At 67.1% G+C, this 11,443-nt stretch carries 13 protein-coding genes and 2 pseudogenes; 9 read left to right on the top strand and 6 right to left on the bottom strand.

Features of this window, described 5'->3' with window-relative positions:
- Positions 1-314: 314 nt before the first annotated feature.
- A pseudogene (locus tag ABZX90_RS43265) lies at positions 315-694 on the bottom strand (transposase family protein); the annotation flags it as partial.
- 273 nt (positions 695-967) lie between these two features.
- Here ABZX90_RS43265 and ABZX90_RS43260 point away from each other — a divergent pair.
- On the top strand, positions 968-1,147 hold the full coding sequence (locus ABZX90_RS43260) for a hypothetical protein (protein WP_355213662.1): 180 nt from the start codon (positions 968-970) through the stop codon (positions 1,145-1,147).
- Positions 1,148-1,204: 57 nt separating this feature from the next.
- Here the strand turns inward: ABZX90_RS43260 and ABZX90_RS43255 are convergent, their stop codons facing one another.
- Positions 1,205-1,618 (bottom strand): helix-turn-helix domain-containing protein, encoded by a 414-nt coding sequence (locus ABZX90_RS43255; RefSeq protein ID WP_355213661.1) that lies wholly within the window; start codon positions 1,616-1,618, stop codon positions 1,205-1,207.
- Between the two features lie 68 nt (positions 1,619-1,686).
- On the opposite strand from ABZX90_RS43255, the gene ABZX90_RS43250 reads away from it, so the two are divergent.
- Entirely contained in the window at positions 1,687-2,358 is a 672-nt protein-coding gene (locus ABZX90_RS43250) for a nitroreductase family protein (RefSeq protein WP_355213660.1), read from the top strand.
- On the opposite strand, the gene ABZX90_RS43245 is transcribed toward ABZX90_RS43250, so the two are convergent.
- Together ABZX90_RS43245 and ABZX90_RS43240 are read right to left on the bottom strand one after the other, a co-directional pair.
- Positions 2,313-2,804 carry an SDR family NAD(P)-dependent oxidoreductase gene (locus ABZX90_RS43245; protein ID WP_355213659.1) on the bottom strand — a complete coding sequence of 164 codons (492 nt, stop codon included), beginning with the start codon at positions 2,802-2,804 and terminating at the stop codon, positions 2,313-2,315. The two genes, ABZX90_RS43250 and ABZX90_RS43245, sit on opposite strands and share 46 nt — an antisense overlap.
- Before the next feature lie 520 nt (positions 2,805-3,324).
- Positions 3,325-4,215 carry a helix-turn-helix transcriptional regulator gene (locus tag ABZX90_RS43240; protein ID WP_355213658.1) on the bottom strand — a complete coding sequence of 297 codons (891 nt, stop codon included), beginning with the start codon at positions 4,213-4,215 and terminating at the stop codon, positions 3,325-3,327.
- A gap of 131 nt (positions 4,216-4,346) precedes the next feature.
- On the opposite strand from ABZX90_RS43240, the gene ABZX90_RS43235 reads away from it, so the two are divergent.
- The 6 genes from ABZX90_RS43235 (at position 4,347) to ABZX90_RS43210 (ending at position 8,845) form a co-directional block, all read left to right on the top strand.
- Positions 4,347-5,270 (top strand): SDR family NAD(P)-dependent oxidoreductase, encoded by a 924-nt coding sequence (locus ABZX90_RS43235; protein WP_355213657.1) that lies wholly within the window; start codon positions 4,347-4,349, stop codon positions 5,268-5,270.
- Between the two features lie 255 nt (positions 5,271-5,525).
- Entirely contained in the window at positions 5,526-5,957 is a 432-nt protein-coding gene (locus ABZX90_RS43230; protein ID WP_355213656.1) for a hypothetical protein, read from the top strand.
- Positions 5,945-6,769, top strand: coding sequence for a site-specific integrase (locus tag ABZX90_RS43225; RefSeq protein ID WP_355213655.1), 825 nt, complete (start codon positions 5,945-5,947; stop codon positions 6,767-6,769). Before ABZX90_RS43230 ends, ABZX90_RS43225 begins: the two co-directional genes overlap by 13 nt.
- Positions 6,766-7,419, top strand: a complete 654-nt coding sequence (locus ABZX90_RS43220) for a hypothetical protein (RefSeq protein ID WP_355213654.1) — start codon at positions 6,766-6,768, stop codon at positions 7,417-7,419. The genes ABZX90_RS43225 and ABZX90_RS43220 overlap by 4 nt, the downstream gene beginning before the upstream one ends.
- Positions 7,420-7,473: 54 nt before the next feature.
- Positions 7,474-8,484 carry a site-specific integrase gene (locus ABZX90_RS43215; RefSeq protein ID WP_355213653.1) on the top strand — a complete coding sequence of 337 codons (1,011 nt, stop codon included), beginning with the start codon at positions 7,474-7,476 and terminating at the stop codon, positions 8,482-8,484.
- Positions 8,485-8,557: 73 nt separating this feature from the next.
- Complete coding sequence (locus tag ABZX90_RS43210) at positions 8,558-8,845, top strand: hypothetical protein (protein WP_351133342.1); 288 nt, start codon at positions 8,558-8,560, stop codon at positions 8,843-8,845.
- A 70-nt stretch (positions 8,846-8,915) separates the two neighbouring features.
- Here ABZX90_RS43210 and ABZX90_RS43205 read toward each other — a convergent pair whose 3' ends face one another.
- Positions 8,916-9,314, bottom strand: coding sequence for a hypothetical protein (locus tag ABZX90_RS43205; protein ID WP_355213652.1), 399 nt, complete (start codon positions 9,312-9,314; stop codon positions 8,916-8,918).
- Positions 9,315-9,496: 182 nt separating this feature from the next.
- On the opposite strand from ABZX90_RS43205, the gene ABZX90_RS43200 reads away from it, so the two are divergent.
- A complete protein-coding gene (locus tag ABZX90_RS43200) occupies positions 9,497-9,823 on the top strand; it encodes a contact-dependent growth inhibition system immunity protein (protein WP_355213651.1) in 327 nt (108 codons plus the stop codon).
- 113 nt (positions 9,824-9,936) lie between these two features.
- Here ABZX90_RS43200 and ABZX90_RS43195 read toward each other — a convergent pair.
- Positions 9,937-10,440 (bottom strand): annotated as a pseudogene (locus ABZX90_RS43195) (transposase); the annotation flags it as partial.
- Between the last annotated feature and the right edge of the window lie 1,003 nt (positions 10,441-11,443).

Genomic DNA, 11,443 nt, shown 5'->3' with positions numbered 1-11,443 from the left:
GCCACTGCTCACGGCGCCGGGCCGGCGGACCCCCACACCAAACAGACCACCCCCCCGGCCGCCCCCGGGCGGCACCCCCCGGGGCAGGGCCCGGACCGCGCGCGCGGTCCGGGCCCTGCTGCCGTATCGGGGCCCCGCTGCCGTACCGGCGCGGCCGGTCCCGCTCAGCTCTCCGCCGACCACCCGCTTCTCAGCGGACCACCCGGGGCAGCCGCAGATTCGGCAGCCCCGTCACCGCCACTACCCCGAGCGCAGCTCAGCGCGTTCCCCGTGCCCAGCCCAGACGACGCCGCAGCTTAAGCGCAGTCGTCGCCCTACCCGGCGAGGGCGAGATTGTGCAGGCGGGCAACGCCGCGGTTGGAGTGGTGGACGCCTTCGCCTTTGAGGCGGCAGTCGCGCAGGATCTTCCAGTTCTTCATGCGGGTAAGACATGCTCGACACGGGAGCGGACTTGCTTGTGCGAGCGGTTGTGCGCCTCTTTCCAGGCCGCGAGCTCGACTTTCCCTCCTTCACCTCGGTGAGGGATGAGGAGCCCGGTGCCCTGGTAGCCGCCATCGTCGATGGTGACCGCGTGGCCCCCAGCGGCCTTGGCGCCGGATTCCGCCCATGCCTTGCAGTCGTTGCGGTTGCCGGGGAGCGGTCGGCCGATCACGACGACCAAGCGACTGTCGGCGTCAATGACCACCTGATGGTTTTGACGCCCTCTTTGGCAAGCAGCACGCGCGTGCTGGCGCTCCCGCCCGCGGTTCCGAACGGGGCGATGACAGGCGGTCACGGCCCACACGCCAACGCACGTTCGGGAAACCGGGCATGTCTTCGCTCCTCGTGGCTGACTCGCTACGCCGAAACCCCAGCGTCGGCAGCCCAACGCTAAGGGCTGCCCCGCTCGCCTCGATCGCCAACCAAGCGTCGCAGGCGGCGGTGCGCTGTTCATGCTGCCGGGCGCCGGAACCCCATCACGATGCTCGTGGAACTGGTCGCTGGCCGCCGCGGGCAACTCGGCGCCCTCGATGCCCTCGATAGGGGCGAGGACGAGCAGCGCGCTGTCGTCCTGGGCGACCTGGCCGCCGTCGAGGCCGCCGCCGGCCGGCCCGAGGAAGCCTGCCGATTCGCGCTGCACGTGCTCGACCAGCTCGAGCGCACCTAGACGATCAAGTCCTATGTTGGGGCGGGGAGTCACCGAAGTGACAACTCCCCGTGAGTGTCACCGCATTCGGAGCAGCAGATCACCGGCTGGGGTTTCGGCGGTGACACGAGCTCGGGCCCCTTCGATCTCGTTGATGTGGGCTTCCGTCCATTGCCGGAGTGCGGTGATGGGCTCAGCAAGGCTCTGGCCGAGCGTGGTCAGGTCATACTCGACCCGGGGCGGGATGGTCGGGTGCACCGTGCGGGTGATGAAGCCGTCAGCTTCGAGGCTGCGCAGTGTCTGGGTGAGCATCTTCTGCGAGACGCCCTCGATCCGCCGACTCAAGTCGGTGTAGCGCATGGTGCCTTCGAGGAGGGCGTCGACGACCAGGATCGTCCACTTGCCGGCGATGTGGTCGAGGACCTGGCGCGTCGGGCACTTCGCAGAGTAGGCGTCGGCCGGTAGTCCGGAGGATTCCACCACGGTCTTCATACCGGGAGAGTAGCGCACCAAAAGGTGCCCTCTTCCCAATAGAGAGCCTCTCTCCAATAGTGAGTTCCATGACGAATCACATGCTCTCTGTCGCGGACGCGATCCGCACACGCCGCACCGTGCGCCACTATCAGCCCGATCCGATCCCGGAAGGCGTCCTGTCATCGTTGCTCGAACTCGCCGTCGAAGCTCCTACCAGCTGGAATCTGCAAGACCGGTCGATCGTCGTGGTCGCCAGCGACGAGGGCCGCGAAAGGCTCGCCTGGGCAACCGGTGGACAGCCGCAGCCGCAGGAAGCCCCCGTCGTGCTGGTCTTCGTCGCGGAGCCGCAGTCCTGGCGTGACGACCACAGCGACATCTACGACCGGGCCCGGCGGGTCGGAGCATGGAGCGATGACTTCACCACCATGTTCTCCGCGGCATCAACAACGTTCCAGGAAGATCTCGACAAGCGCGGCCTGCTCCGCGAGTACGCGGTCAAGGACGCAATGATCGCGGCCTCGTTCGTGATGCTCGCCGCGACCGAGGCGGGCCTGGCAACATCGCCGATGAACGGCTGGGACGAGGACAAGGTGAAGAAGGCGATCGGGATCGACAACCGCGACGACCTGGCCATCGCACTGCTCGTGTCCGTCGGCTACCCGGCGGAGGAACGGCGTCATCCCGGCCGGCGTCCCTTGGAACGCAACGTCTTCTACGAACGGCACACTGCGCAACACAGCACCGCCCACCAGAAATAGGCATCCTGCCCAACTCCGCGTCCAGGGACGGCAAGCAGGGCGTCCAAGATCACCCGGCGAGGAAGGACCTGGACACCCTGCTGATTCGCGGCCAGGTCGGGCAGACCGCCGCCGGAGTGGTCCCACACCGGAGCAGGACTGTAGGAGAGAACGCCGATGCGGCCCAGATCGCCGGCTGCCGCGTCGAGCGCGGTGGTCAGCGCCTTCGCGTCGGTGGCGTCGGCCGGGTAGATGCCGGTGGTAATGCCCTCTTCGGCGAGGGAGGCGGCGACGGCCTCCAGCTTGTCCCGGTTGCGGGAGATCAGGGCGACGGGGTGGTCGGCGGTGCCGAAGCGGCGGGCGATGGCACGGCCCAGATTGGCTCCGGCGCCGACGACGGCGACGGCGGACGGCGACGGCGGACGGCGGACGGCGACGTGGATGAGCGCTCTCCACCTGGACGCCATAAGAGGTATCTCACGGCCGGGGACCTGCTTTTCGTGCTGCTGATTGTTCTCCGGGTGGTGCTGAGGTGGCACCGGCCAGGTCAGGCGGCCGGTGCCAGATGGCCGGTCGGTGTCCAGGTCCCGGGCTCTTTGGTTTCCGCCTGTGGTGGGTGCGACGGGCGGGGGTGCTCGCCGCCGAGCGCCAGAGCTCACGCCATTTCTTGATCTTGCGGCGGTTGGCATGGGCGCGCTGGAAAGACCAGGGGTATCGCCTGGGCCGCGTTGCCACGGATGCGGCGGGAGCCCGCGGCCTCGATGCCCTCGGCAGTGGGTTCTTCGCGTAGCCGTAGTAACGCTCGACGCTGTTGCGGAGCCGGAAGTGGATATTCAGACCGTTGTGGGCGGACGCTGACCGGGCTTGTCCAGGGCCACTCCAAGGACGAGGGCCGGGGTTCTGGCCGGAACGTGTGAAACGGGCTGCTGCGGGGAGCCAAACTGACTCTGCCATGGGAGAGGTCCGAGATGTCCGGGAGGAGACCTATCAAGACGTGGGGTGTCCGGGGGCTCGGGTCTGATCGGTTGCGGCCCTGGTACCGCCGACCTCCTGGTCAGGGGCGTTCATGCTGGCGAGCAGGCGCAGGCGTTCTTCGGAGGCGCTGCCCGGCTGTGCGTGGTAGGTGATCAGAGTCTGCCCGTCGGTGCCCGGGAGCAGCAGCTTTTCGTAGTGCAGTTCCAGTGGGCCGACCTGGGGGTGACGGAACAGGGAGATGCCGCTGGTCTTGTGCCTGACGTCCTGCCGGGCCCAGAGGGTGCGAAAGCGTTCGCTGCGCAGGGAGAGTTCGCCGACGATCTCGACCAGGCGCGGGTCCTCGATGTCCGCGCCGACGACCGAGCGCAGGTAAGGGACGATCCGGGTGGTCATGTCCTCCCAGTCCTGATGGAGCTCCCGCATCTCCGGTTCCAGGAACGCGGCCAGCATGCCGTTGCGCCCCGGCGCGTTGAACGGTGAGAGGGCGATGGCGAGGCTGTTGGCGGCCAGTACGTCCATATACCTGCCGTGAACGTACGCCGGGGTCAGCGGCCAGGAGTCGATGAGCGTACGGATGCCGTCGCCGACCCTCTCCGGCTTGCGGGGCCGTCTGCGGCGCGGGCTCTTGCGGGTGGCGATCTCCAGCAGGTAGGCCGTCGCCTCCTCGTCCAGTTGCAGGGCGCGGGCGATGCTGCGCAGGACCTGCTCCGAGGGGTTCCTGTCGCGGCCCTGCTCCAGGCGGTTGTAGTAGTCGGAACTGATTCCGGCGAGGAAGGCGACCTCCTCGCGGCGCAGGCCCGGGACGCGCCGGTTGCCCTGGTCCCGGGCGTCATCGGGCTGCACCAGTTCCCTGCGGGCGCGCAGATACCGGCCCAGTGCGTTCGCGTCTCCAGCGGCTGCCATGTTGCCAGCGTACGGACGCTTCCGGGCTTCTGGGTGGCCCTGCCAGTCCCGGTCCCAACCCGTCCTGGTGCGTCCCCGAGCGCTCGGCGCAGTCTGGAAGCGCAGTATGAGCGACTGGAGGAATGCGTCATATGTCCAACATCTTCACCACCCCGTTCAACCGCGCCAGCACCGCCTCGGAGGTGATCGAAGGCGTCGACCTGTCCGGCAGGCGGGCGATCGTCACGGGGGCCAACTCGGGCATCGGCGTCGAGACCGCCCGCGCTCTGGCGGCCCATGGCGCCGAGGTCACTCTCGCCGTCCGCCGCCCGGAAGCGGGCGAGCGGGTCGCGGCCGGCCTGCGCGAGGCCACCGGGAACGACTCGATCCACGTCGCCCGCCTGGACGTGGCCGACCTGGACTCGGTGCGGGCGTTCACCGCCGCCTGGCAGGGCCCGCTGCACATCCTGGTCAACAACGCCGGCATCATGATGCCGCCGGAGTTGGAGCGGGGCATCGGCGGGCACGAGCAGCAGTTCGCCACCAATTACCTGGGGCACTTCGCCCTGAGCCTGGGGCTGCACCGCGCTCTCGCCGAAGGCGACGGGGCGCGCCTGGTCTCGGTCTCCTCCGCCGGCCACCTCTACTCGCCCGTGGTCTTCGACGACATCGACTTCCGCTTCCGCCCGTACGACGCGCTCGCCGCCTACGGCCAGTCCAAGACCGCCGAGGTCCTGCTCGCCGTCGAGGCACAGCGCCACTGGTCCGACGACGGAATCACGGCCAACGCCCTGCACCCCGGTGCCATCGCCACCAACCTCCAGCGGCACACCGGAGGCCTTCGGACCCCCGAGCCCTACCGCAAGACGGTCGAGCAGGGCGCCGCGACCACCGTGTTCCTCGCTGCTTCCCCGCTGGCCGAAGGGGTCGGCGGCCGTTACTTCGAGGACGTCGAGGAGGCGCCGCTCGTCCACGCCCGGCCCACCGAACTGGGCGTCGCCGGTGTGGCCCCCTACGCGCTGGACCCGGAGAACGCCGAGCGCCTGTGGGAGCTGGCGAGCGACATCGTCCGCTGACCGGCGGACGACACCGGTCTGCCGTTTCCCACACGAACCATCAGGATCAACGGAGGAACATCGCAAATGACGAGGTTCTGTCGACGATCTTGTGATCCGGACGGGCTGGACTCATCGCGCGAGCAGGACGCGTTTGCGAAGGAGATCGAGGCTGGCCCGGCCGAACATCTGCCGTTTCAGCATCTTAAAAAGTTACGTGGAATCTGCCGGGGTGATCATGTCTCCCTGGTGTAGCCACGAAACTTGGGAGGCAGCTTGAGCGCCGCGGTGGGAGTGACGGAGAAGTGGCCGGTGCTGGGGCGCCACGAGCGGGCAGCGGGCTGGCTGCAGGTGTGGTGCGACCTTGGCCGTGCGCCTCGGACGATCGATGCCTACGCCCGCGGGCTGGCCGAGTACCTGGTGGTGTGCGAACGAGAGGGCGGCGACCCACTGGTCGCCGGTCGTGTTCATATCGCTGTCTACGTAAGGGAGTTGACTGAACGGCCCAGCCGTCGGGGCGCGAACGTGGTCTCGATCGATTCGGGGTCGGGTCTGGCGAATGCCACGATCCAGCAGCGGCTGGTGCCGGTGCGGTTGTTCTACGACTTCCTGATGGAAGAGGGACTGCGCGAGTCCCGGTGGGCCGGGGCCGCTATACGCCGGGCCGCCAGTGGGGCGGGCACCAGCGTGGTCTGGTGCCGCGGCTGACGAAGCTGCCGTGGATTCCCGGCGAACAGCAGTGGTTGGGGATCTTGGAGGTCGCGCGCAAGGAGCCGATCCGCAACCGGGTGATGCTGGCCCTGGCCTACGATTCCGCGCTGCGTCGCGAAGAGCTGTGCTCGCTGCGGACCGATGACCTGGATCCGGCTCACCGTACGTTGCGAGTACGCGCGGAGACGACGAAGAACCGGCTGGAACGGGTCGTGCCGTACTCGGCGTCGACCGGCGTGCTGATGTCGGCCTACCTCGCCCACCGGGCCACGGTCAGCCGGGCGAGAGGCCCGCTATTCCTCTCCGAATCACGGCGCAACTACGGCCAGCCGCTGAGCCTGTGGACGTGGTCGAAGGTGGTACGCCGGATCGCTGTGACGGCCGGCGTCCCGCAGTTCTCCACGCACACCACCCGGCACCTGTGCCTGACCGATCTGGCCCGGATGGGCTGGGAGTTGCACGCGATCGCGTCCTTCGCCGGCCACCGACTCCACGCTTCAGTACATCCATCTGTCCGGCCGGGACCTGGCCTACAAGCTCGCCCGCGGCATGGAGCACATCCACGCGTGGCGAATACAGGCACTCACCTCCCCGAACGGCACGTCGCCGGAGGTGGCGCGGTGAGTGCATCCCGGCTGACCCTGCCCGCGGAGGATGGGCCCGAACGCTGGTCCTGGCCGATCATCCCGCACCACTACGACACCGCTGTTGACGTCCGGCCCGCCGAGGCCCTGGTAGTGAACGAACTCGGGGTGCGGAATCTGCGTCGGCTCAAGACCACGACCCGTCCGCCGCCGGGTGGCCGGTGATCCTCCGTCTGCTGGGCCCGCTGGAGGCGGTCAACGCCGCCCTGGACTCGCCGCCCACCCCGCACCGACGACGTGCCATGCTCGGCGTGATCGCGGTGCTGCTGACACGTTGCGCGGAGACCGGCCGAGCCTTTTGGGGATGGACCCCGCAGGAGTGGATCCATTTGCTCGGCCGCACCCAGGCCGAGTTCCATCAGCACGCCCCGGGCTGGGCCAGCGACGAAGTCCGCCCCTATCTCGCCGCGCACGCTTACCTGCTGGGCTCCTTCAACGAGTTCCACCCGCTCGGCAGCATCCAACGGCTCACCCTGTCCTGGCGGATCTTCGGACGCGACCGAGTGAACAGGGAGATCGCCCGCATCCGCGCGGTCCTCGCCTCGTGGGGTTACCAGCTGGGCCGGGACGACGACACTCCGCTGCCGATGATGGTCTGCCTACTGCTTCTCCTCAACCGCAGCCCGCATCTTGAGGATCTCGACACCTCGCTGTTCGACCGGGTCCGCCACGAGAAGCTGCTGGACGGCTCACGGCGATACACCCTCCACGCCACTCAGCGGGCGGTTGCCGAACTCGGATTCTGTGATCCTCTACAGCCCATCACAGGCCGTCACTCGGCACGGGCGACCGGCGGCGCGAAGACGTGGGAATAGTGGGTCGATCGCTGGCACGCCACCTCTACGCTCACCCCAGGCGCCCGCGGCGGCATGCGCTCCACCCTCCTCAGGGTGGGCCGGTGGATAGCCGCTGAACAGCCCGACGCTGCAGACCCGACAGACTGGACGCGTCAGACCTGCGCAACCTGGATCGCCGCGCTGGACCGGATGAAAGTCGGTGACTACGTTCAACGGACGGCCGGCCTGGGGGACCGTCTCGGCAAGCCGCTCGAAGCGGCGACCAAGGCCGGGCAGATCACCGCGCTGCGGACGTTCTTCAAGGACTGCCAGGAATGGGAGTGGCTGCCCCGCAGCTTCGACCCACTGCGCGCGCTGGCAATCCCCCACAGCATCACAGCCCTCCTCGGCCCCGACCCGCGGGTGATCGCCGACGAGATCTTGGCGAAGCTTCTGTGGGCGGGCCTGAACCTGGAAGTCGCGGATCTCCCACAGGCCCAGGCCGGGCACTTCTACCCTTTCGAACTGGTCCGCGCGGTCACACTGACCTGGCTATTCTCCGGTCAGCGCAGCAACGAGATCGCCCGGTTGAGGGTGGGCTGCATCCGCTGGCAGCACGACGGAGCCCCCATCACCGGCGACTCACATCAGATCTTGGCCCGCGACTCCGTCTGCCTCCTCGGCGTCCCGCCCCACAAAACCGGCACCGCCTTCAGCAAGCCGGTCGACCCGATCCTCGGCCAGGCCATCGACGCCTGGCAGGCCGTCCGACCCGACCAACCCAAATTCACCGACCGCCGCACCGGCGAGCACGTCGACCTGCTGTTCGCAATCCGCGCCCGCCGCGTCTCCACGCACTACATCAACAACACGGTCATCCCGATGCTCTGCCGCAAGGCCGGAGTCCCTGCCGCCGACGTCCGCGGGAACATCACCAGCCACCGGACCCGGTCCACCATCGCCAGCCAGCTCTACAACGCCATGGAACCGATGACGCTGTTCGAACTGCAAGCCTGGCTCGGACACCGATCACCGCAATCCACCCAGTACTACGCGAAGATCACCCCGAACACCCTGTCCAAGGCATACTCCGAAGCTGGCTAGTTCGAGAGGAACGTCCGCACCATCGAGGTCCTGGTCGACCGGGACGCGGTCGCCTCCGGCGCCGCCGCTGCCGGTGAGCCCTGGCAGCACTACGACCTCGGACGGCGGCTACTGCACCTACACCTTCTTCGAGCAGTGCCAGCACCGCATGGCCTGCGCACGCTGCGACTTCTACACCCCCAAGGACTCCACCAGAGCCCAACTCCTGGAAGCCAAGGGCAACTTGCAGAAGATGGCCGTCTCGATCCCACTCACCGAGGACGACCAAACAGCCGTCACCGACGGCCAGAGCGCGCTCGACCGCCTCCTCGACAAACTCGCCGACACCCCACCCCGGCCGGACCAACACCCCTGCAAATAGGCTTTCCAGCCCGGGCAACCGTGCTGCCAGTCGTCGAGATCAACCGGAAGCCAACGTGGTCAGCCGACCCTCATAAGCCCAGCTGATGCCGCACGAAATCTGGATGGGGATCCCCCACTTCGATGCTGTTCTCGTCGAGGCCGTTGGCGATGCAGAAGCGACCCGCATCGAAGGCGAACTCCACAGCGATGGTGCCATCGGCCAGGTCCTGGCCCGACGGGCGCCACTCAAGCAGAGAAACTTCGCGGAGTTCCTGGCCGACGAACGGCTCAAGCCGTTCGTCGGCGCTGGACCACGCCGGCGTGAACTCGGACCACTGCCAGCCGGTGATCACGGCTCTGGTGTCGACGGTGTCCCAGCTGATCGACAGCTCATCGAATTTCCAGTGGCAGATCTCGACTCGCACGCCCTCAAAGTCCAACACCACCGGGCAATCAGCGAACCACTCCCCGTCCTCAACGAAGCGCACGAGCGCGCACCCGGTCAGGCGCCGCCCACCAAGCGCCGCCAAGCGTGGTCCGTGATTCTCCCGGACGGCTTCGAGCCGACGAGGAAGGTCGGCTCGAAGCCGGAGATGCCCATACTCACAACACCGGATTCTCCCTGATCTCTCAGACCGCATTTGAGATCTGGTCGTAGCACAATCGATCGGTGACGCCCCCCTTGCATCGTGACCGCTCCCTTGAAGAGCTTGAACGCGACCGCTGGCCAGCCCCGTCAGCCGACGACACCCGTCTTGTCGCTACTGCACTCGCCTTGCGGCGTCGGCCGATCGGCGAGCTGACCGTCGAAGACATGCGCTTGTTGATCAGGCAGGACATAGGCCTGCCCTGCCTCCTGCCACTGGCACTGGAGGTGCTGCGGGACAACCCGATGGCAGAGGGGCACATGTACGAAGGCGATCTGCTGTCCGCGGTCCTCACCAGGAACCCGGGTTCTGGACCGAGTTTCCCGAACTCGGCCGAGAGCTTCGCGTGATCGTCTCGAAGTTGACCGGCCTGCCCCCTGATGTGCAACAGAGGGTTGAGCGCTTCCTGGCTCCATAGAGCACCGCCGCGGGACGCTCCCCGTGGAAGAGAAGGCCGACGTATCTACGGAACGTCTCGCAGAAGCAAGCGCGGTCCCGGACGCGTCGCTGGTCGGCCACGGGTGAGTCGGCGGACCATAATGCCGATCATTGCCCAGCGGATCACGGTCTCTGAGCGGGCCGGACTGGTCTCGTAGTCACGCGCGAGGCGGCGGTAGGCGGTGAGCCACGAGAAGGTGCGTTCGACCGCCCATCTCTTGGGCTGAACCTGGAATCCGCGCTGGTCCGGGGCCTTGCGCACGGTCTCAAGCTCGCGGCCGAGGATCGTGCGTGACCACTCCACGAGGCGGCCAGCGAAGCCCTGGTTCGCCCAGATCTTCTGAACACCCGGATGGTCCAGGCGGGTCCACAGCAACGAACGCTTCGCGCCGTCGCGGTCCTGGAAGTTCGCCGCGACCACGTGAACCGCCAGCAGCAGGCCTAGGGTGTCCGTGACGATGAACCGCTTGCGGCCTTTCACCTTCTTGCCCGCATCGAAGCCCCGGGTGCTGGCAGGGACCGTATCGGCAAGGCCCAACGACCCCTCCCGTCCTGGGAGACGGCAGATCTCAAACGCGGTCTGAGAGGTCGTTTTCATCTGCCTTGCCATCAAATAGTCAGTTTCTCGAAGTGCGGGGATGTGGTGCGGAAGAGATCGTCGGTGTGGTTGGGGCATGTAGGTCGGATGGGGTGACGGGTGGGGCGGAATACGACTCGTACCTGTCTCATTCCAGAACGCCCGCTTTTGCTGCCTGCATGCATCTGCTGGCATTGCGGTGCGCCTGGGCGCACTCGCTCCGTAGCTACTCCGGAGCCGTGACAGACACTGCCGCCCAAGAAGTCAGCATCGCTGGGAGGGTCGGTCCCTCGCCCTAGACACCCGCGTAAAGCCGTCGGTGCCACCATCGGTACGGACTCCCGCTCCAGTCCACCCAGTGGCTTGGATCAGGATCGTGCAGTGTCCTGCTTCGGAATTCCGCATCAAGACCGGCAAGTAGTCGTCGCAATTCGGTGCGTGCCGGAAGCGGGAGCATGCCCACTATGTCCTCCAACGCGTCCCTGACTACCGCGACATCGTCGTACTGGCACCCAGGACAGGCCGGGCACTCCGAGGCAGTCAACCTCAGTTTTCTACCGGGCTGGCGCAAGAAATTCCGGTAGCTGTAGAGGAATTGTGAGGTTCGCCCAGGCTGGACCGCATAGCTGTGAGAGCTATGTTCCACCAAGTGAATCGCGGCACTCGTGTCAGCCGACAGACGGTCGATGGTGGGCAGTTCACGCGCCCACTTGGGCGGTTGGCGCTCGCGCATGGCGCGGATTGCACCCGGGCGCTTACGCGGCATGAGCCTTTCTGGTGATCATCATGGAGGCTATCCTGCCATCAGCGGTACTTGACGCGCCAGAGCCCGTGCCTGCAGGCCCCAGACGAGAGCACGACTAGGTTCTGTCTCTTTGGTCAGCGTCGAGTCCAGATGAGGATGCCTGCGAGGTGGAGTGCGGCTTGGTAGGCGATGGCGAGTTTGTCGGTTCGT

Origin of the sequence: Streptomyces sp. NPDC002935 (assembly GCF_040611295.1) — a bacterium.
Classification (GTDB): domain Bacteria; phylum Actinomycetota; class Actinomycetes; order Streptomycetales; family Streptomycetaceae; genus Streptomyces.
The sequence above is the reverse complement of the archived record's forward strand: the minus strand, read 5'-3'. Positions and strand labels throughout refer to the sequence as shown.